Origin of the sequence: Paenibacillus sp. EKM301P (genome assembly GCF_011800295.1) — a bacterium.
GTDB lineage: Bacteria > Bacillota > Bacilli > Paenibacillales > Paenibacillaceae > Paenibacillus > Paenibacillus polymyxa.
Map to the genome: position 1 here is coordinate 212948 of NZ_JAALFM010000006.1, position 22328 is coordinate 235275.

At 42.8% G+C, this 22328-nt stretch carries 17 protein-coding genes; 3 read left to right on the forward strand and 14 right to left on the reverse strand.

The features are described from left to right. Positions 1-36 precede the first annotated feature (36 nt). The 3 genes from HFD99_RS16570 to HFD99_RS16580 all read right to left on the reverse strand — a co-directional run bounded on the left by HFD99_RS16570 (position 37) and on the right by HFD99_RS16580 (position 4724). Positions 37-1758, reverse strand: coding sequence for an ABC transporter ATP-binding protein (locus tag HFD99_RS16570; protein ID WP_026065428.1), 1722 nt, complete (start codon positions 1756-1758; stop codon positions 37-39). After that, entirely contained in the window at positions 1758-3596 is a 1839-nt protein-coding gene (locus HFD99_RS16575; RefSeq protein ID WP_045244524.1) for an ABC transporter ATP-binding protein, read from the reverse strand. Before HFD99_RS16575 ends, HFD99_RS16570 begins: the two co-directional genes overlap by 1 nt. Positions 3597-3734: 138 nt before the next feature. Beyond that, the gene (locus tag HFD99_RS16580) at positions 3735-4724 is read right to left on the reverse strand and encodes a helix-turn-helix transcriptional regulator (RefSeq protein WP_123797264.1); all 990 of its coding nucleotides are present in this window, start codon (positions 4722-4724) and stop codon (positions 3735-3737) included. A gap of 702 nt (positions 4725-5426) precedes the next feature. Here HFD99_RS16580 and HFD99_RS16585 point away from each other — a divergent pair. After that, entirely contained in the window at positions 5427-7388 is a 1962-nt protein-coding gene (locus HFD99_RS16585; protein WP_045244522.1) for an endonuclease MutS2, read from the forward strand. 117 nt (positions 7389-7505) lie between these two features. On the opposite strand, the gene HFD99_RS16590 is transcribed toward HFD99_RS16585, so the two are convergent. From HFD99_RS16590 to HFD99_RS16610, 5 genes are all read right to left on the reverse strand, one after another. Then, entirely contained in the window at positions 7506-8411 is a 906-nt protein-coding gene (locus HFD99_RS16590; RefSeq protein WP_045244521.1) for an ROK family protein, read from the reverse strand. 68 nt (positions 8412-8479) lie between these two features. Then, positions 8480-9286: an HAD-IIB family hydrolase gene (locus HFD99_RS16595; RefSeq protein ID WP_025364990.1), complete on the reverse strand. Its 807-nt coding sequence runs from the start codon at positions 9284-9286 to the stop codon at positions 8480-8482. Positions 9287-9759: 473 nt separating this feature from the next. Next, positions 9760-10980 carry an MFS transporter gene (locus HFD99_RS16600; RefSeq protein WP_045244520.1) on the reverse strand — a complete coding sequence of 407 codons (1221 nt, stop codon included), beginning with the start codon at positions 10978-10980 and terminating at the stop codon, positions 9760-9762. A 33-nt stretch (positions 10981-11013) separates the two neighbouring features. Next, the gene (locus tag HFD99_RS16605) at positions 11014-12015 is read right to left on the reverse strand and encodes an ROK family protein (RefSeq protein WP_123797265.1); all 1002 of its coding nucleotides are present in this window, start codon (positions 12013-12015) and stop codon (positions 11014-11016) included. Positions 12016-12259: 244 nt separating this feature from the next. Beyond that, positions 12260-13216: a tyrosine-type recombinase/integrase gene (locus HFD99_RS16610; RefSeq protein WP_123797266.1), complete on the reverse strand. Its 957-nt coding sequence runs from the start codon at positions 13214-13216 to the stop codon at positions 12260-12262. 466 nt (positions 13217-13682) lie between these two features. Here HFD99_RS16610 and aiiA point away from each other — a divergent pair, with 466 nt between their 5' ends. Next, a complete protein-coding gene (gene aiiA, locus HFD99_RS16615; RefSeq protein WP_090890554.1) occupies positions 13683-14438 on the forward strand; it encodes a quorum-quenching N-acyl homoserine lactonase AiiA in 756 nt (251 codons plus the stop codon). Positions 14439-14797: 359 nt separating this feature from the next. After that, positions 14798-14965, forward strand: a complete 168-nt coding sequence (locus tag HFD99_RS16620) for a hypothetical protein (protein ID WP_007432475.1) — start codon at positions 14798-14800, stop codon at positions 14963-14965. An 80-nt stretch (positions 14966-15045) separates the two neighbouring features. On the opposite strand, the gene HFD99_RS16625 is transcribed toward HFD99_RS16620, so the two are convergent. The 6 genes from HFD99_RS16625 to rbsB form a co-directional block, all read right to left on the reverse strand. After that, positions 15046-16092 carry a FecCD family ABC transporter permease gene (locus HFD99_RS16625; protein ID WP_016820754.1) on the reverse strand — a complete coding sequence of 349 codons (1047 nt, stop codon included), beginning with the start codon at positions 16090-16092 and terminating at the stop codon, positions 15046-15048. 1 nt (position 16093) lies between these two features. Then, positions 16094-17158: a FecCD family ABC transporter permease gene (locus HFD99_RS16630; protein WP_016820753.1), complete on the reverse strand. Its 1065-nt coding sequence runs from the start codon at positions 17156-17158 to the stop codon at positions 16094-16096. A gap of 229 nt (positions 17159-17387) precedes the next feature. Beyond that, positions 17388-18368, reverse strand: a complete 981-nt coding sequence (locus HFD99_RS16635; RefSeq protein ID WP_167440953.1) for an ABC transporter substrate-binding protein — start codon at positions 18366-18368, stop codon at positions 17388-17390. Between the two features lie 37 nt (positions 18369-18405). Continuing rightward, the gene (locus tag HFD99_RS16640) at positions 18406-20121 is read right to left on the reverse strand and encodes an ABC transporter ATP-binding protein (protein ID WP_016820751.1); all 1716 of its coding nucleotides are present in this window, start codon (positions 20119-20121) and stop codon (positions 18406-18408) included. Positions 20122-20153: 32 nt separating this feature from the next. Further along, positions 20154-21161 (reverse strand): ABC transporter substrate-binding protein, encoded by a 1008-nt coding sequence (locus HFD99_RS16645; protein ID WP_025364997.1) that lies wholly within the window; start codon positions 21159-21161, stop codon positions 20154-20156. Between the two features lie 221 nt (positions 21162-21382). After that, complete coding sequence (rbsB, locus tag HFD99_RS16650; RefSeq protein WP_017427750.1) at positions 21383-22303, reverse strand: ribose ABC transporter substrate-binding protein RbsB; 921 nt, start codon at positions 22301-22303, stop codon at positions 21383-21385. Between the last annotated feature and the right edge of the window lie 25 nt (positions 22304-22328).

Genomic DNA, 22328 nt, shown 5'->3' on the forward strand with positions numbered 1-22328 from the left:
TTTCTTAATGTTTGTATCCTGAGTTCATACAGACTATTACTCTCTTACCTCATGCTGTCTGTTCCACAATCGTGCATATAGGCCGTTGTTATCCAACAGTTCATCATGTCTTCCCTGCTCCACGACCCTTCCTTTGTCCAACACTACAATACGGTCTGCGTTTCGAATCGTTTTGAGCCGATGAGCAATCGCAATAACTGTTCGACCTTGTACAAGACGATTAATAGCCTGCTGAATATCCCTTTCATTCTCAGGGTCCAGCGAAGACGTAGCTTCATCTAGCAAAACAATCGGCGAATTTTTAAGTATAGCGCGGGCAATGGATATCCTCTGTTTCTCGCCGCCCGATAACGTACTGCCTCCCTCACCTACCCGGGTATCATATCCCTTGGGTAGCCTGGATATAAAATCATGGCAACAAGCTTGGCGAGCAGCAGCTTCGATTTCTTCCTGTGTAGCATCGCTTTTGCCAAATCGAATATTGTTCGCAATGGTATCTTGAAACAGATATACATCCTGGAACACCATAGATATCTTGCGCAATAGCGCTTCCGTATTCATCTGTTGTATGTTGTTTCCACCTAATAGCACGCTGCCCTGATCCGGGTCGTAAAAGCGGGCAATCATCCGCAATACCGTACTTTTTCCGCTGCCGGAGGGTCCTACTAGTGCTGTGAAAGAACGAAACGGCATAGACATACTCACATTCCGCAATACTGGCTGATCACCATATCCAAAACTTACGTTTCTTAGTTCAATATCGTGTCTCTCCGAAGGCAACTGGTCACCCGGCATCACTGGCTCGTTCAGCAATTGGACGATACGTTCACCTGCCTGCTCGTGGTATCTAAATTCAGCGAAGTTTACAAGTGCAGTGGTTAGGGGATCATAAATACGTGTTCCTACAATCAGAAAAGAAACAAACACAATAACATCCATCTGACCCGCCAGCAGTAGATATACACCGATCATAACCATCCACGTCAAGCCAGACCGCATGAAAGCAATAGCAGCCAATACAATCGGTCCTAACAACCCTTCAATACGGATGCTGTGCCGCATCAGTTCTCTAAACGCAAGCTCCAGCCGGACAAAACGCTCACCAGTTAGCTGGTAGGCTTTAATCACCCGAATACCATTTAAATACTCCTGTAGACGATTCGCAGCATTGATTTTGGCACGCATATGATTGGCCCCCAGCCGCCGCTGGATACGGGAAGTAAGCAATACCAAGCAAATAGCCACCGGAAAAGCAGCAAACAATGCCAGCGCCATCCGCCAATCTAAAAAGGATAATCCAATTAATGCCAGCAGTGGCATCGTCACCGCCCCGATCATCTGTGGCACCAAATGGGAAATTCCATGTTCCACCATTGTAAAATCACCCATCATCATATTGGCTAGGTCACCGGGATCGCGTTTGTTCAGAAATCCCAGAGATAGTCTTCGCAAATGCTCAGCTAGACGCGACCTCCCGGTTACCGAGGCATCATAGGCTCCACGGTATTGGGAACGATAGGCCGGAATCTCACACAGAAACAGCAGAAGTAGCGACAGGAGCAGACCTCCACTAATCCACCATAAGCCAGCAGATTGGAGCGAAGCTCCCGGATGGATGAAAGGCTCGAAAATCAGACGGGCCGCCCCTACCAGCAAGGCAAAAGGAACCAACCCTGCGATATTGGCTAAGGTTGTGTATAATACCGGTTTTAACAGTACCCTTGGATTTCCAGCCGTGATACTTTGCAACATTCTCATCATTGAGCCGCCTCCTCTTCCCGTGCCCCAATCTGCCATTGTCCGACATCCGTATAGGCCTGCCATAAGTGGGCATACAGGCCGTTTACTTCCAGCAACTCACTGTGCTGACCCCGTTCAGCAATACGTCCTTCCTGAAGCACCAGAATCTGATCCGCATGCTGAATAGTAGACAAACGGTGTGCAATAACAATAACCGTCTTGTTTTTCATTAGTTCTTTTAATGCCAGCTGCATTTCATATTCATTTTCAGGATCAGCAAATGCCGTAGCTTCATCCAATACGAGAATAGGTGCATTTTTGAGAATGGCACGTGCTACCGCAAGTCGCTGCTCTTCTCCGCCCGATAGGTATACCCCTCCAGCTCCGATGAGCGTATCATAGCCGTTCGGCAGCTTACAAATGAACTCATGACACTGTGCTGCCTTTGCAGCCGCTATAACCTGCTCCATAGAAGCCTTCGCATCACCTACGGCAATATTGTTAAATACGGAGTCATAAAACAAAAAAGTTTCCTGAAATACAAAAGCAACCGTATCCATCAGGTTAGATGTGCTCATCAGGCGGATATCGGTCCCACCAATGCGGACTGCACCTTTCTGTACATCCCAAAAACGCGGCACCAAATTGGCGATCGTCGATTTACCGGAACCAGACGGGCCGACTAAAGCGGTCATTTTCCCTTGTCTTGCCGTAAAAGTGATACTAGACAGCACATAGGTCGATTGATTGTCATCTCCGTCCTCATGCTTGTTAACCTCTTCTGTGTTTCCATAGGAAAAGAAAACTTGCTCGAACTGCACATCATAAGTAGTCGGCTTTTGCGGATGTGCTGGCTCTTGTATTGCAGGTTCTTTAAAAATACGGTCAATCCGATCAACGCCTTCATTAATATCACGCATTGAAGACATGAGATGCATAATTTTAAACATGGGTGCTGACACCCCGGGGGCCATTACCAGAAAAAATAGTAACACCGAGGCAAATGCAACATTCTGCGGGTTACCACTCAACAGGTATACACCGACAGGAAGTACAAAAGCAGCGAATGAGCCAATAATTACCTTAAAGACGAGAAAACCAGTTTCAAATTGGTCAGTGAATCTCATGCAATATTCACGATAATGCACCATATCGGAATAAAACTTACGAAACGAATGCACCGTCTGTCCAAACACCTTGATTGCGGGTATACCACGGACATACTGCACAGCCGATCCGTTTAGACGTTCCAGTGAGTTGTAATATTCCTTGATGTTATCCTGTGTTTTGGAGCCACCAATCAGCCTCATTTGAACGGTGAAAGCAAGCAGAATCGGCACGATACAAGCAAACGCCAACCATATATTCAAGCTAAACATGGTGACAATCATCACTACTGCTGTCACGATAACCTGCACCAGATCCGGTAATTGGTGAGCGACAAACGTCTCTACTTTTTCCACATTTTGCTCCAAAGTCTTTTTGACAGCCCCCGTGGAAGTGCCATTAAGCCATCCTAAGGGGAGCTTACCGATGTGCGCAGACAGCTTGACGCGTAAGCCGTATAAAATACGGAAAGCCGCAATATGTGAGATAAGCCCGCCGATGTACATTGTAATAAGGCTGGCTAATAAACCTGCTAAAGCAATCAGTCCCCATTGAATCATCAATGGCCCGTCTGCTGTTGTAGGTTGTGCAGCGTGCTCAAGTAGCTCCTTGAGTACAAAATAAACTGAAGCATAAGGCACCAACATGAAAATGGCACTTAAACCGGAAAATAAAGCGGAAACAGCAAGTAATCCGCGTTTTTCCCCAGCGATTTGAAGTAATCGGGCAATTCCCGTTTTTGGTTGCATGAATCATTTCTCCTTTCCAAATACGGCAGTTGCAGAATGCATGAGCCTGTGTCTATTGTAGGCCCACATTCTGCTTCCTACCGCCAATTCCGGGAGAAACATCACCACTGGAAGGAGAGTTTTATAAAGATGAAGGTTTTATAAGGAGCATAAATTCTTATTTTTTCGGTAGGCACTTGGATTGTAGCCATATGTTTTACGGAATAGTGCGGCAAAATGACTAAAGTTACTATAGCCGACCATCGCTGACGCTTCACTGACTGAAATCTGCTCCTGTTCTAGCAGTTGCTTGGCTTTTTCCAGTCTCTGCTGGCGCACAAAGCCAAATACTGTTGTGCCGAATAGCTCTTTAAAGCCATTTTTCAGTTTCTGCTCATTAATATGTACCATCTGTGCCAACCGAATCAGACTGGGAGGCTGAACCAGTGTACGGAGTAAAATGTCTCGCGCTTCGCGAATACATTGCACATCAGTGGGTTTAATTGTCATAGTAAGTTTAGGTGGAGAAGTGCGTGTTTCTTGCAAAAACAGAGCCATCAATTCCAGCGTCTTGCTCTCCAAGAAAAGCTGACGGGTTATGCCCTCATAAGAATGAGACGACAATTCCTGAGCAATAGCCCGCATATCAGGAGTAATCAACGCTTCCATGCAAGCAAAAGACTGCTCCAAACGAATACCCAGTTCCTGTAGTAACTCTCGCCATAGCAATGGATTAAAACGCAGCTCTAGATGATTCATCACATTACTAGCTGCTATCTCTGCGTGAATCTTCACATCATTCATGTAGACGAGCTGTACATGTCCCCCGTGCTCACGATCTGAACGAAAATCATCCACAGACCAAGTGGCGGAATAATCGATGTTTAGTGCCAACTCCAGATAAGGCTTATCAATTCTTCTTGATATCTGGACTGGCTCATGAAATAACATTTTGCTTTGTGATAGCTCAAGGCCATTGCGTAAAAAATGTGTTCGATGTATTCCGTCTCCCCACTTTTCGGGTATCTGATAAAAATGTTCGTGCTGTATTCCTGCTGGAGTGGAGCTATTTTCATGAATCATTAAGTTGGAATCGATTATCTGATTAAAATATTCATTAAAAGTAGACGGTGAAGTTTGTGTCTTCAACTTGTCATCACTTCCTTCTTATAGCTGGATTCGCAGTACATACGAGTTTCATTCACCATTACAATTATAATGATTATCATTCTCAATTAAAAGATGGTAATCATTCATTGAGTAATCGGTTTACATAATATATATTACATAAACCCCTTATCCTCATGGTCACTTTTACATCGAATTGAAGAAGTCGCCCTTGACTTCATTACCTGTCTGATCGTATATTATGGATAGATCTTCAATTAAGGGAGAGATTTTAATGTCGGTGAACGTTCTTAACTAAGCAATTGCATATTCAGGGAAGACCATCAGGCGCTTGTACCCTTTAGGGACAGGTTTGTTTCTTGCTGAGTTTTTACCCTGGTATTAGTTAAGAACATGCGGATATCATAAATCGCCTTAGGGATTATTTTCATCTAGGCCTTATTCCGTGCTGTGTTCAGCACGGTTTTTTTGTTTCCAACTTTTGTGAACTCCTTTTACACGTTTTTCTATTCATAAGCCAATGAACTGATATGTTGGTTGGCCTGTGGATTAAAACGCAGAATTGATGAGAGCACATGCTGGATTATAGGCTTATTTGATGATACACTCCCTCTCCCTTAAAGGGCGGAGAATGAACGTTTTGTTCATTCTCCGCCCTTTTTTTGTTTTTCAGAAAGGTTTTAAAAAATCCTGTCAATACACAACTAAAGGAGAGATTTATCCATGAATGAAACTACAATGTTGCGTTTGGAATATGATCAGATTAAAACAAGAGTGTCTGAATGTGCTTTTTCGTACCTAGGTAAGCAGCATGCCGCTTCCATGCAGCCAATTACAGATATCCGTACAATCAAAATTCGTCTTAACGAAACGAGCGAAGCTTTACAGCTCATTCGCCACGGAGCTAGCGTACCTGTTCCTTCATTGGAAGGAATGGAGCACATTCTGCACCTCTTGGGAACTGGCTATATGTTCAGCGAGCGTGATTTTTCTCATTTGGCCCAATTCATCAGAAGCTGCATGCAGCTGATGAAATATATGCATGCCAAGGCGGATTCAGCTCCAACCGTCAGTGCTTATGCCTCTTCCATGTATGACATGGAGTCACTCCTATCCGAAATCGAGAGATGCATTTATTCGGGTCGAGTAACGGATAATGCCAGTAAAGAACTAGCTAAAATTCGCAAAAAAATTGCAGTTACTGAAGAACGTATCAAGAGGAAACTAGATTCTCTTATCAGCCGTCACCGATCCATCATGCAGGAAAATATGATCAGTCAGCGCAATGGCCGTTACGTCCTTCCGATCAAAAAAGAATTCCGCAAACAGGTGAAAGGCAATGTACTGGATGAGTCAGGTAGCGGTCAGACCGTCTATGTGGAACCTGCCGAGATCATAAATCTGCAATTCGAACAGAGCGCAAATATGGCAGAAGAATCAAAAGAGGAAATGAAAGTGCTAGGAGACCTGACCGCAATGGCTGAGTCATACAACCGTGAACTAAGCATTAATACAGAGACGGTAGGCATACTGGATTTTTTATTAGCTAAAGCCAAATACGCTATGACTCTGGATGCTGTCTCTGTCGAGCTTAACGATGATGGGATAATAGATATCTATGGTGCCCGTCACCCATTGATGGCCCATACTATGGTGCCGCTTGATTTCTCAATTGGTGAAGGTTATTCTTCACTTATTATTACCGGGCCAAATACAGGCGGAAAAACAATGGCTCTCAAAAGCGTAGGTTTGTTAACACTCATGGTGCAATCCGGCCTGCTGGTACCTGTTTTGCAAGGTAGCCGAATGGCTGTATTCGAGGACATTGTGGTAGACATCGGGGATGGCCAAAGCATTGAACATGCTTTGAGCACCTTTTCTGCTCATATTCGCAATATGATTGGCATTTTGGAAACGGCAGGCAGCTCTACTCTGATCCTGATCGACGAAATGGCCTCTGGTACTGATCCGGGAGAAGGCGTAGGCCTATCTATCGCGTTGCTGGAAGAATTTCATCGTCGCCGTGCGACAGTAGTGGCTACCACGCACTTTAGCGAAATCAAGCATTTTGCTGAAAACACACCGGGGTTCCAAAATGCTCGCATGGAGTTTGATACCGAAACATTGCAACCCTTGTACCGACTTCGCATTGGCGAGGCCGGGGAAAGCTACGCATACGCAATTGCTTTGAAGCTAGGCATGTGGACTCGCATTATCGAGCGTTCTGAGGCCATTTCTGCTGGAAGAACGTCTCAGGATGCACAGGAGTTTTTGGTTATTCCCCCTTCTTTTGATGATAAAAAGTCTGACGGTGTATATAAACCTGCCTCTAAAAAAGCATCTACAGACCGCACAGTCGCAAAACAGGGAAAACAAGAGCACCCGCTCATAACCAAGCCATTTGCTCTTGGAGATAGTGTTTATGCCAGCTACCTAGATCGAACCGGTATTGTTTACAAAACCGAGGATGAACGAGGCAATGTTGGAATTTTGATTCAAGGACAAAAGCTGATCATAAACAAAAAGAGGCTCACTCTTCACATCGCTGCAACAGAATTGTATCCTGACGACTATGATTTGGATATTGTGTTAGAAACAAAGGAAAACCGCAAAAAACGGAAGCTTCTAACGCGTAAGCATGTTCAGGGGCTGATAATTGAATCTCCCCCGGAAAATGAAAAATAAGTTACTTTGGAATTTTGTACGTATCAAACAAATAAACATAATATATATTATGTAAACTAACAAAAGAAAAAAGGCGTGTCTTAAGTTCAAGGCACGCTCTTTTGCTTTTATTTTATCTTATACCTCAAGATGGTGTGACTGCATGTAGTTGTATATAGCACCTAGCAAATTCGCTTCATTGCCTAACTTACTTTGTTCAATATCTGCACGCACAAAATTTAAGATCGAATGCAGGTAAAGTTTCTCTAATTCTTCTTTAATGGTAGCAACCAGCAAAGGATTGGCAGATATGCCTCCCCCGATCACAAACTTTTGAGGGTCAAGAATTGTTTGTAAATTAATAATTTGTGTTGCGATGTTCCTACAGTATTCTTGAAAAATCTTTTGTACCGTGTGATCACCTTCTTCAATAAGCTTGAATACTTTTTCACCTGTTATAGCATCTTCAGGAAGTCCTTTAGCCTTGGCAACAGTTTTAGCTAAAACAGAACTACTCCCTTGCATACCAAGCAGATAATCAACATTGTCTGCATGCTCATTGTTAGTTCTGATGAAGGAGAATTCCCCAGCCGATAAATGATGGCCTTTCAGCAATTTCCCTTGAGAGATGATTCCACCGCCCATTCCTGTTCCAACTACCAAAACAACACCATCAGCGATCCCCTGTAGTGAGCCGCGCCATACTTCTCCAAGAGCTGCACACTTCCCATCATTTTCAATAGCTACAGGCAAATGAAACGCTTTCTTGAAAACTTCGATCATATTGATATCGTTTATATACCTTAACGAACCACCATGCACCATATGACCAGTGACCGAGTCCACAATACCTGGCATGCTGACGGCTACTCCTTCACATTCATCTATAAACTGATTATGAATTTGCTTCAAGACTATAAGCAGATTCTCTAGTGAATCTAATGGTGTAGCAACTTTACCTTTCGTCATAAATTTATCTTGAAAATATAAACTGAATTTAATAAAAGAGCCACCAATATCAAAAACCAGTATTTTATTTTTCATGGTGCTTATAGTCCTCTCATTGGGTAGTGTGAAATCTGGAGTGTATCTCTTAATAACGATAATTAATATTAATGCTTTTGTAAATCCATCATTTTCTTTATCGTTAATAACACACCGTTCTCTTCATTGGATTTGGTGATAAAACTTGCTGCATTTTTAGTATTCTCACAAGCATTTTTTACAGCAAAACTGTATTTGGCAATACTCATAAGCTCCACGTCATTTTCACCATCTCCAAAAGACATGGTTTCGTCCATAGTAACACCCAATATCTCTTGGAGTTTTCTTACCGTCTCCCCTTTATGGGTATGAAGGGCTGTAATATCCAGCCAATTTGCTTCAGAATCTACAATATAAATTTGGTCTAGCAGCGTCTTTTCAACATGTTTTCTTAAAATGGAACTTCTCCCTGATGGATCGTAAACAGTTATTTTAAGAAAGTTGCTATTTATTTGATCAAACGAATCAATCTTCAGCACTTCCTTGTAGGAGCCCTTCACAATCTTGTAATATTCCTCTTGAATTTGAGAGTGGACATAGGCTGCTTCAGTTGTACATGCGATGATAATAAAATCCTTAGCGAAAGCTTCAATTTGACTGATCGCTTGTAATGCCAAATTACGTTCAATTGTAAACTCTTTTACAACAACTCCATCCCTTTTAATACGAGTAGCACTGTCTCCCAAAATCCAGATTCCTTTTCCGTGCTCATCAAACAACTCTTCTACTCTTTCACATTGCTTACCTGTACAAGCAACAAAGGCGATATTATTTTCTTTCATCTCTCCGTACACCTGATTAAATAATTCAACATCAAAAGTACCACTATTGTTCAGAAAAGTACCATCCAAATCACTTACTACCAGTTTAAACATAAATAAGCCTCCCTTAATTGTTAGAGTTTCCTACCTGTCAGTTCATACTTACGGTTTTTTATGTTCTTTCCAGGGATCAATATCAAAGTCTCTATTAACCTAAGACATTTTCAATCCCCACATTGTCCCACTCCCTTGTATTCGTATCTCGACCTTTAGCAAAGCCTATCCAATGTAATGGGCTCGAAACAGATTCGATTCACTTCATAAATCACTTAATTAAACATGTTAATAAAGTGAGTAAAAAAAGCACCTTTATTAAGTGGATACAAAGCTACTCGAAAAAATCATCGATGGAGCGGTAAGGCTTTACTTCTATAGGATCTCTTGATAACACTAAACAACAATACGTTCCCCCCCATATAACTAAACATAATAAAATGAGTGAGATCATAGGGTACTCTCCTTTCTCTTTTAGGTTATATATTTACTTTAGCCGATGAAACGCGTTTCAGGTCAAGTTGTAATTTGTCTTAACTCTTCAAAATTTTCTTCTTCAGTATCCGATTCACTTGTTCTGAACTGAGCAGCATAAAAAGAAGGAACACAACGACTGCAACTGGAAAAAAATGAATACTTACCTGTGAAGCTATAATCCCATAAATGGGCGGGAGCAAAGTCGTTCCTGTATAAGCAACTGCCATTTGATACCCCATGAGTTTAGCGGAATTTTCCTTACCAAACCGTGTTGGTGTTTCATGAAGAAGTCCAGGGTAAATCGGCGCAAGCCCTAAACCAATAAGAATAAAACCGGGTAATAAAAAGGCAACAGGCAAAGGAAGCAACAAAATGAGTCCTCCTGCAACAGCAGTAAGTTGGCCAATTCGGATTAGCATACCATTATTTATTTTTATAGTTACAAACCCCGTAATAAGCCTGCCAACCGTGATTCCACCATAGTATAAAGATATCCAACCAGCAGCAGTGTCGGCTGTGATGTTCCTTGCGCTTACCAAATAGCTGGCTCCCCATAAGCCCACCGTGGCTTCCACACCACAATAAAACAAAAAAGCAATGAGCGTGTTCTTAACTCCTTTCATTCGAATTGGATTTTGTTTGGGTATGTTCTCAACTTGTACGATATTGTCATCCATCTGTGAGTAGTCTGATGGGGATTCAGAAATAATGGGATTTTGTATCGCGGTAACACGTTTCCATAATGGCAGTGTAATGAGCAAAATAATAACAAGGCCCCACTGAATCATGGATACGGCTGTGTAACCACTTCTCCATGAATTGTAGTTCGAAATGTAGAAAGACATAATTATCGGCCCCATGGTAGCTCCAACTCCCCAAAAGCAATGCAGCCAACTCATATGATGTGCCTTATAATGAGTAGCCACATACTGATTGAGTGCTGCATCAACAGCTCCCCCGCCAAGTCCAAGAGGGATTGCTAATAGTACAAGCCAAAATAATGAAGGCGCAAAAGAAAATCCAAGTAACGCTCCTGCAGTCAAAAAGCAGCTCATTAGAGTAATCTTACCTGTGCCTATTTTTTCAATGATACTTCCGCTAGCTAGACTTGATACAATGGTTCCGCCTGCAACGACCATGGATACTATTCCAGCTGACCCAAAAGCTGCCCCAAGTTCCGGCCACATCACAGGCCATGCTGCCCCAAACAGGGAATCCGGGATTCCCAAGCTAATAAACGCTAGATAAATAATAATCAGAAACCAGGTTGCCAACATTCCTCTCCTCCTCTGCTCAATACGATGATGTCATTATTTAAAGACAATAATAGGACGTTCTAATTCTTTTAGAGTTAACCCTCTCAACCCTGTTTTAAAATCTTCATAAAATAAATCTGAGAGAACAATGTCAGGATACAAAGGCATCTCATGCTTAGCTTTGTAGGCTTCCAAAAAATGATAGAAAGCCTCTTCTTCTATATTCTCTCTATAGACCACAATTTGATTAGGATCGAATACAGACTGTAATATTTGAATAATTTCACATACACTTTTGAAAAAAACTTCTCTTCCCTTGCTTTCATCCCAAACTATAGACGGAAGGAATTTGATTTCACCAGCCAATCCATGCTTGCCCTTTAAAACCCCATTACGCAAATAAATTCCCATCCCCGGTGGTGAATTTTCAGGAAAATAGACAGCCAGCACACATTGATCTTCATCGATCTGTTCTCTGTAAACGTATCCACATACAGCCGCATTTACATCATTCTCCACAATAACTGGTAAACCAAATTGGCTCTGCACATCCTCTGCCAGCCGAATTCCATTCAACCTTTCATGACTGCTGACTGTAATCTCTCCATCTACAGATTGTCCTGGGATTCCAATACCAATAACTTTAATGGAGGGATAAAGAGAAATGATATCTTGAATTATGGAATAAAATTGTGTAGCATCAAAAATTCGGAAGGGATGTTCTTCTTTCATGAGGAAGTCCTCGTTTAAATTAACTACCGTGGTCGATACTACATCCATTCCTTGTTTTTCATTAATGTGTATAATCAGTGCCAGACTATACTCATAATTAAAACGATAGGTTAACGCATGTCTACCACCATTTGAAGGAACGATTTCATCTTCAAAAATTTCTCCATTATTAAGCAATTCCTGCATAAGAGTGTTGATAGTCACCACGCTTAAATCAGTCAATGCGGCCAGTTGGGGCTTTGTGGCCTTGCTAACCTGCTTCAATACTTTGCGAACCAGATTCAAGTTTATTTCTTTAATTAAATTTGTATTGGCTTTTTCCATACAGTGCTCCTTTGTTTACAAAATTAGTGAGACCACTTCATAAACCATATTTATAAAGTGATCTCACTAATTTTGTAGCAAAATATTACCTTTGTCAAGACCATAGGATACTGGCTATTAAATAAGAACGTAAAATCATGGTTACAATTTACAATTCAAGTTTTAATTCTTTTAATTGAGTTTACATAATAATATTTATGTAAACTCAATTTATTTCAATATACAATACACTCGTGGAACATACTTACAATCCCGTTATTGGGATCTGAATATCCAGCTTATTCATCGCTTTTTCTTTTTCTCGATCTGTAACATGAGTATATACCGTGGTCGTTTGGATGGATGAGTGCCCTAGTAGCTCCTGTACGGTACGTAGATCTGCTCCCTTACGTAATAGCATCGTCGCAAATGTATGTCGCAGCTTGTGACTGGAATAAGCCTCTCGACGTTCTATACCCTTTTCTTGCTGGAATCGTTTAAACGTTTCTGTAGCAATCTGTTGAATAGAACGCACTGCCAGACGTCGGCCTTTTTGGGATACGAACATCGCGTCTTCTTTACCTCTCCACGGCGTCAATCTTTCCTCCAACGCTTGCTCTATAAAATCACATACAGCCGTTGGTACTGGCAGGGTACGCCACTTACGCCCTTTACCGAATACATCTAATGTGCGTCTTTCTCGGCTGTAATCCGAGACATTCAAAGAATGAACCTCCCCCACCCGCAATCCCATGTAGACCATGAGCAGAAAAATAGCCATATTACGATTTGCATATTTCCCTTCCACCGCAAGCAAAAATGGCTGAATGTCTTTCTCATCCAGATAAACGGGCATACGATTCTTTTCAGTCTTTGCTTTTTTGATTCCCGCTGCCGGATTGGTGCTGCATAATTCAAATTCCTGTAGCGCTCTAAAAAAACTATTCACCGCAGCATGCTTCCGGTTCCGCGTACTATCTCCGGCGCCTCCCTCCCGCGCTTTAGATAAATATGACATCACATGAATCTTTTTCACCTGGTCGAGTGGTTTATCACGCAATGTACGTAAAAACTGTTTTACATCCCCTGTGTAATTCTTTTGCGTATGTATCGTATATCCGGCATCCTTCATCCAGATCAAAAATGCTTCCAGCTCCTCATTATACACTTCATCAATTTCGTCTATAGTATCCAGATCCATATGACGCAGTTCTTTTTTCATCGTGCTTGCCTCCATTCAGTTCAAAATCCAAAAAATGCTGTAAAACGATCATTTTCGTCTGATTTTTATCGACAATCCAATCGACATCTTATGCAGGAGAGCATCTAAAAGTCGTTTTAAACCTAAACTGCGTATAATTTATATTATACGCAGTTTTTTGAGCCCTTTTTAAGTATAAATAAAGCGTGTCTCTCTTGTCCAGTCTATGTACTTACCCTTTTTTGTTCATCCGATTATACGTCAACACATACTGCCTGTCTGACGGCAGATTCCTGCTGGACGCCTACATGTCTTATCATTTAAACTATTAAAAATTAATTTTTGAAAGAGCGGCATTACAGCGAAAACATGGGCCTCCATCGCCCCATCTTACAAACAAAAATACAAACATCACTTTCCACCAGCTGTAATCCTGCTTATTACTACATAATAATTATTATGTAAACTAAAACTGGAGGATGATTGTATGATTAACAAATTGCACTGGTTGCCGGTCGGTCAGCTTGATATTGATCGCTCCTCACTCAACCATCATGCACAGCCCGGTGAACTGGTGCGTCTGCAAATCTGGTCGTATCTGCTGGAGACAGATCACGGTCCGATTCTCATTGATACCGGTATGCCAGATTCGTTTATCGACAACCCGGATTATTTTAAAAGTACACCGTTTGAAAGACGCTTCATCCCCCGTATGACAGCCAATGATAGTATCGTGGCAGTATTGGATCGGATCGGCTATCAACCAGACGATATTCATGCCATCGTTATCTCCCATATGCATATGGATCATGCCGGAGGCAATCCGCATTTTCCGAATACACCGATTTATGTGCAGCAGACCGAAGCAGACGCTGCGATCGGTAATCTAGAGTATGCGCCGCCGGAATGCGTGCAGACGAACTTGAATTACCGACTGCTCCAAGGGGACCATGAGCTGGTTCCGGGCTTGCAACTGCTCTATACTCCGGGTCATTCGCCGGGTCATCAGTCCGCGCTGATCACAACAAAGGAATCGGGTCCGATCATGCTGACGATTGATGTTGCCTATACTCAGGAGAATTACGCAAACGACGTGCCATTTGACGGCTTTGACCGTGAACAGACGCGCCAGTCAATTGCCCGTATTCAGCAGATTGTGCAGGAGGTCAAGCCGAGTCTGTTGTTCTTCGGTCATGATCCTGAGCAAGTAGCTGTTCAGCCAGTATATCCACAATATAAATAATGATAAATGTTATAGCCTCTTATTCTTTTCTTCTCATTAGGTAGTTGTAACCTTTGCAGTTTTGGTTGGCTCCTCACCACAGCTTCCAGCAAATTGATAAGTGATTCCATATATGTGAAGCTAATTGTCCCTAATCTCCTGTTATCGCCAGCATAAGGAAGTATATCTAAGAACTCATGGGGTGAGTAGCTGTCGACACGGTATGGATGATGAGGATAAGTATTTTGCTGTCTCGTTCCGTTTTCCCTTGATCATCCAGCACGATATACTTAAAGAAGTCGAAAGGCAACCTTATATTCAGTCTATGCTTATTTCTAAAATGTAGATTTATTCATGACAAAGGGAGTGTTCATTTATTTATGAGTACCGAAATGCTGGAACGTCGAAGTGAGATTTTAAAACGAAACATTCATCAGCTGCTGGTTCAGGAAAATCAACACGGTGTGACACGGCAGGAAAATTACACGTTGCATAAAATGATCAGAGAGTTACATCAAACCTCTCATGCCTTGAATACTTCCCGTTGAGATGAAAGGCTGCTACAAAAAATAAAAAAATAACCTTCAGTTCCACATGCCTAGTGGTGTTGAAGGTTATTTTTTATTTTTTATCCTTTTGAGCGACTCAGCAGATATAAGAAGTATGGCGCACCTATGATGGCAACAATTAATCCTGTCGGAATTTCTTTCTGTAAAGGTAAGGCTCGTGTGATCGTATCCGCTACGAGTACCAGAAGTGCTCCGACTAAAGCACACGTTACAAGCAACATTTTATGCTTCGGACCCACCAGCTTTCTTGCCAAATGTGGAGCTACCAAACCGACAAAACCGATCCCACCACTAACCGACACACTTGAACTAGCCAGTCCGACCGCAGCCGCGAGGAGAAGAATACGTTCCTTTTCGATAGGTGTACCTAACCCGGATGCCGTCTGATCCCCCAAATTAAGCACATTCATAACATTTGCTTTATAGTATGCGAAAGGAAGCAATACAATTAGCCAAGGCAGCAGAGCCATTACGAATTTCCAATTTGAACCCCATATGCTTCCTGCTAACCAATTAGCTACAAACGTGTAGCTTTCAGGTGTTAACTTTAGAGTCATAATGATCATGGCAGCACTGATACCCGCCGCTACCCCAATTCCGCTCAGCAATAGCCTCGTCGGAGAAATACCTTCGCCTTTTTTGTAAGAAAGAGCATAAATCAGAATAGCAGCCGCTCCCGATCCAATGAGTGCAAGAGCGGGAAGTAAAAATAATGAATTCATCGTTTGCATCGATGGGAAAAGCAGTACAAACAGCATAACCATCAGCCCGGCACCTGCATTAATCCCCAGAATACCAGGGTCCGCTAGGCTGTTACGCGATACCCCCTGCATGATGCAACCGGAAACAGCCAAACCTGCGCCGATCAGAATGGAAATAACCATTCGCGGCAACCGGAATTCAAACAGAATTAATTCCTGCTGTGGAGTCCCTTGTCCGAACAAGGTTCTAAAAAGCTCCATTGGCGAAAGCCGAATCGTTCCTGTATTCGCACTTATGGTGAATGCAGTAATGAGCAATACAAGCAAAATGATAACAACGACCCAATCATGGATTTTTTTACGGTGACTTGCTTTGGCAATAGCGCCATTCGTAACGTTACTCATCTTACAGTGCCCTCCTTTCTTTACGTGCCAGATAAAGGAAGAATGGAACACCAATTAAGGCAATAAGTACGCCCACTGGTGTTTCCTCAGGTGCGTTAATCATACGGGCCGCCAGATCGGCAAAAACGATAAGTAAAGCTCCCATAATAGCCGAACAAGGAATAATCCAGCGATAATCGACCCCAACCAGTTTGCGCGTGATGTGGGGAATAATCAACCCTACGAACCCTATAGAACCAACCAACGATACCGCGGCACCCGCCAGGATCAATACGAGAATCATACCGGCGACCTTTACCATCCCAGTTCGCTGACCAAGACTCAATGCAATTTCGTCTCCTAGGCTAAGTAACGTAATGGAGCGTGATAACATGAGAGCACCGATAAAAGCTGCCACAACCCATGGAACAACAATGCCTAGCTGAACCCACTTGGTCCCACTAAGTCCTCCAGCATACCAAAAGGCCAAATCCTGTCCAACATTAAAATATAAACTGATCGTATCACCTAAGGCAGACAGCAACGCCGTGACAGCTGCACCCGCCAATACAAGACGAACTGGCGTAATACCTGATTTGGAAATAGCGCTTGTACCATAGACCATCACAACTGCCAAGGCTGCACCTACAAAAGAATACAACATTAACTGCAAAAAGGAAGTACCCGGAAAAAGAGCAAAGCAAATCGCCATCGTCAAGCTGGCGCCCGAATTCAGCCCAAGCAAGCCAGAGTCCGCAAGCGGATTGCGGGTCATTCCCTGCATAATGGCTCCTGCTACGGCAAAACAAACTCCGATTAACACACCACCCAGAATCCGAGGTAGTCGGATTTCCCATATAATTTGATGGTTTTGCAGCTCTGGATTAAAATGAAAGACGGCGTTCCAGACTTCCTCCAGTCTGATTGAGGCTGCACCAAATGATAAGGACAGAGCGATACCGAACGCTAACAGTGCTAATCCGGCTGTCAGGATAAGCGAAGCCGCCCATGGCCGCGAGTGGAATTGAGTCGGCGGCTGATTGTGATTACTTTGAGCAGGACTATCCGAAGATTCTGATAATTTCATAACTATGGTTCACCCTTACTGTTGAATAGTATGTAGGTATCACGAAAACCTGTAGTGGAGATAATGTCTGATAATGAGAATTATTATCATGCAATCTTTACTATTGTAAATTAATGTGGCAACGGCTTCAATAGCAAAATTTCGACGATTCTCTAATGCCCTGCTATTTTGTGAAAAAACAAAGCCCTCCGGCAAAAATACCAAAGGGCTGCCAACATTACCGAAACCATTACTTCTGTGAGACGTTTTCATTATTCCGCTGGACGATCATATCTGCCAATTCTTCAGCTTGCCCCATAATAGCGATAGGATCGAAGTACCAGTATCGATCCTCCTGAAGCTCAAAAACCTTCCCATTACGGACCGCACTCAGTGATTTCCATATGCTGTCTCCTTCATAACCACTCAAATCCTTGTTAACCGTCAGAAAAATGTAAGAGCCAGCATATTGATTAATAACTTCCTTGGAAATTGACTTCCATTGAGTCTCGCCTAATAGTTCTTTTTGGACAAGTGGTGGAGGTGTCAAATTCAATCCTCTATAAACCGCCTGTCCTCCTCTGCCAAAATTATCACCGTATACATAGTATTCTTTATCTGTGGCTTCCATTACTGTGAAAGTATCCCCGGGTTGAACAATTCCCTTTAATTTGTCACGTGCAGCTTGCAATCGCTGGTCGTATTGGGCAAGCCATGTTTTGGCTTCCTGTTCTTTTCCCAGCAGCTCACCAAAAGCTGTCAGTTCCTCATGCACATTCTTGTATGTTCCATAAGGAATAACGAGAGTCGGAGCAATCTTACTGTATTTTTCATATTCAGAAGCATCCTTGGAACCAATCAGAATCATATCCGGCTGTAGAGCCAATACTTTTTCAATGGATACACTACCGCGGTCTCCAATGCTTGCAATGCCTTGTACAAGATCCTTCGAAAACGGATTATCCAGATAATATTTAACACTTCCCACAGGTTTAATTCCTAATGCTAATAAATCATTCTGGTACATATCTACTACAATCCGCTGAGGATGAATCGGAATCTGAATCTCTCCATGAATCGTCTTAACTGTTTTCGTTGCAGCTGACTTTGATTCACCAGAAGCTTGATTTTGCTTTTCGTCTGGCAGATTTACCTTTCCACCACAGGCGCTAAGAATGACAATAACTGACAAAAGCATCGTCACAATCCACATTTTCTTTGTCAAACTCATTCATTCCTCTCTCTATTTACGAAGTCGCAATTGACTCTTACGTTCCATACTGAGCTTGGTGTAGGCGGCTATATGCACCTTTTACAGCCATTAATTCTTCATGTTTTCCTTGCTCGGCAATCCCTTGATCTGCAACTACAATAATGCGGTCAGCATTTTTAATCGTTGCCAGACGATGGGCAATCACGAGTGTCGTGCGACCTTGAGATAGCTCTGTCAGAGCTTGCTGAATTGCAGCTTCTGTCTCTGTATCCAATGCTGATGTCGCTTCATCCAAAATGAGAATTGGCGGATTTTTCAGAAACATCCGGGCAATGGATAAACGTTGCTTTTGACCACCGGACAGCTTTACGCCTCGCTCACCGATCATCGTATCCAGCCCTTCTGGATAGGATCGAACAAGTTCTTCAATCTGGGCTCGACGGGCAGCATCCCAGATCTCATCTTCTGAAGCATCAAGTTTGCCGTAAGCGATATTTTCACGAATCGTTCCATCAAAAAGGAATACATCCTGCTGTACGATTCCAATCATGGACCGCAGCGAATCCAGCTTCATTTCACGGATATCCATACCATCAATCTTAATGCTGCCTTCCTCGACATCATAGAAGCGTGGCAGCAAGCTGCAAAGTGTCGTTTTGCCTGCTCCTGAAGGACCCACAAGAGCTACAGTTTCTCCCGCATGAATAGCAAGGTCCACTTTGCGCAGTACCTTGTCTTTGTTTTCATAGCCAAACGTTACGCCTTCAAATTGAATATCTCCGTTGAGATGCTTAACGGTCTTCGCACCTGGAAGATCCTCTACGTCAGATTCACTTTCCAGCAAATCTAAGTAACGTCGGAAGCCGGCAATTCCTTTGGGATACGTTTCAATGACAGAGTTAATTTGTTTGATGGGTGCGAGGAATACATTGGACAGCATTACAAATGCGATAAATTCCCCATAGGACATCTGCCCCTTAATAACAAACCATGTTCCACATACAAGCACAAACAAAGAGACCAGTTTCATCAGAATAAAGCTAATTGAAGAATTCCACGCCATAATGCGATATGCGATCAGCTTTGTTTTACGAAACCGTCCATTATTCTCAGCAAAACGATCCATTTCATGTGCTTCGTTGGAAAACGCTTGAACAACACGGATACCGCTAACGTTATTTTCAATCCGGGCGTTGTAATCCGCAATATCAGAAAACATACGATGGAATGCAGCATTCATTTTGCGACTAAAATACAAAGACAGGTAGATCATCAGTGGAACAATAATGAATGTCAGCACAGCCAGCTTCCAGTTAATACTGAGCATGATACCGAAAGCCCCGCCCAGAGTCATCAGTGCAATGAACAAATCTTCTGGTCCGTGGTGGGCAATCTCTCCAATATCCATCAGATCGTTGGTCATACGGGAGACCAGATGGCCTGTTTTGTTATTGTCAAAAAAGCGAAAGGATTGCTTTTGTACTCGATCAAACAGCTTTTTACGCATATCTGACTCAATGTTAATCCCCAGCTTGTGTCCCCAATAGGTAACGACATAATTCAATCCGGCGCTTACGACATAAATCCCAAGCAAAGATAAACAGGCAAATAAAATCCATTTCCAATTTCCACTGGGTAGCAAATCATCAACTACCCGATTGACTGCAAGTGGAAAAGCCAGTTCCAGCAGTGCAGCTAGTATGGCGCAAGTAAAATCAATGATAAACAAAGTCCGGTAGGGACGGTAATATTCAAAAAATCGTCTTAGCATAAGACTTCTCCCTTCCTATTTAAATGAGCTGATTATTTAGGTTCGACGGAAAACATGTTAACGGCCTCATCCAGTGATTGATCGATAGCCAGTGGTGAGTAGGTAAACCAAGGATCGGCCTTGATGAAATACACTTTGTGGTTTTTGACAGCCGGGAGATTTCTCCACAGCGCACTTTGTTCAATTTCCTTCAACATTCCGTCCTTAGTCGCTTCATCGTAAACCAGCATAATAATACGATCTCCTGACAGTTCAGGCAGTTTTTCCATCGAAATGCTATCGTATACAAAATTATACTTCGGGTCCTTTGCGAGCTTCTGACGTATGTACTCTGGAGGATTCAATTCCAGTGAACGGTAGATGACATGTCCTACATTTCGCGCCCCGTACACTCTCAGCACGTCCTTACCGTAGGTCATATAAATGGTAATCGTTTCATCTTTCTTGAATTTTCCAGCCATCTTTTTTCGACCTTCTTCAGCCTTTTTGTCAAAACTAGCAATCCACTGATCGGCTTCCTTGTCCTTACCTAGTACGGCTGCGACATCCCGCAGTTGCTTAAATACATCTCCATCTCCAAAAGAAACAGCTACGGTTGGAGCAATCTTCTCCAGTTGCTCCCTCACTTCTGGCGAGGTATCTTCTGTTGCTATAATCAGATCAGGTTGTAGCTCTAATACCTTTTCCACATTTGTCGGATTCCCAATATCAGCAATCCCGTCAATCTTACCTTTCAAATAGTCGCCTTCTAACACATGAGAAGCAGCCCCTACTGGTTTAACACCTAAAGCCAGCATCGCATCCAAATATTGTGTCGTGACAACCCGCTGTGGATTTGCAGGGATACTGATCTTTTTGCCAGTGGCATCAACATATTCGCGCGTGGCAACTGATTTGGATTGTCCGTTAAGGGCATCCGTTCCACTCTTGTCATTGGTCTGGTTACTACTTGCTGCATTTCCGCATGCAGCCAATACAACCATCAAAAAAACGGCAAAACCAAGCATAATTCCTCTTTTTAATCTGTTCTTTTGTTGCACAATATACGTCCTCCTTAGATATATGCCTTCATAAAATGATAGTGATTCTCATTATCATACAAGTGTTATTCTATCTTTTACCGTCTCTTCTTACAATACAAAAATTAAAAACTTCCATTTATGTGTATATATCGTCTTGGCAAAATATCCAAAAAAAAAGAACTGATGCGTATTCTTTGCATCAGTTCGAAAGCTTCATAGGTTGGTTCACATGCCCATTCCTATTTGGATTGATCCACTAACTCCAGTTTGGCGGGAATCGATGTTTTCACGGTTTTACCTTGAAGTACATCCTTGGCTGCTTGCACTGCCAATTGTCCAATCAACTCAGGCTGCTGAGCCACAGTAGCTGTCAGCTTCCCTTCCTTAATTGATTTAAGCGCATCCTCGTTACCATCAAAGCCGATGACTGGAATATTCTTACCAGAGCTTTGAATGGCTTCAATCGCTCCCAACGCCATTTCATCATTGTGGGCAAATACCGCCTGAACATCCGGGTTGCCTTGCAGTAGATTTTCCATCACATTCAAACCTTTGGTCCGATCAAAATCAGCCGACTGCTTGGCGATGACCTTCAGGTCCTTATCTGCCACTTCATGGAAGCCTTTCCCACGTTCACGGGTAGCCGATGCGCCTGGAACGCCTTCCAACTCAATAACCTTGGCGCCTTTTCCGACTTGATCAATCACGTATCTGGCAGCCATCCGTCCTCCCTCGACGTTGTCTGAAGCGACTAGCGCTTTCACATCACCTTTGTCAGCGGAACGGTCCAGCGTAATTACAGGAATGTTCAAAGCATTCGCTGACTGTACCACAGTGGAGATAGCCGACGAATCTGTCGGATTAATGAGTAACGCATTTACTCCCTGTTGGATCAGATCATCCACATCATTACTTTGCTTCGCAGAATCATTTTGTGCATCGACCACAATAACCTGCAATCCTTGTTTTTTGGCCTCTGCAACAACTCCGTCTTTGAGGGAAACGAAGAATGGATTATTCAATGTTGAGATCGACAAGCCGATTTTAATGTCCTTCAGGTCTGCAGCCGCTTTAGGCTTCGCCCATTCGGGCGGTTCCAGGGAACACCCTGTCATGAGCAGGAGCAGCAAGGATGTCATGATTAATGTAAGCTTTTTCATATTTGTGTGTCTCCTTCTATGCAGA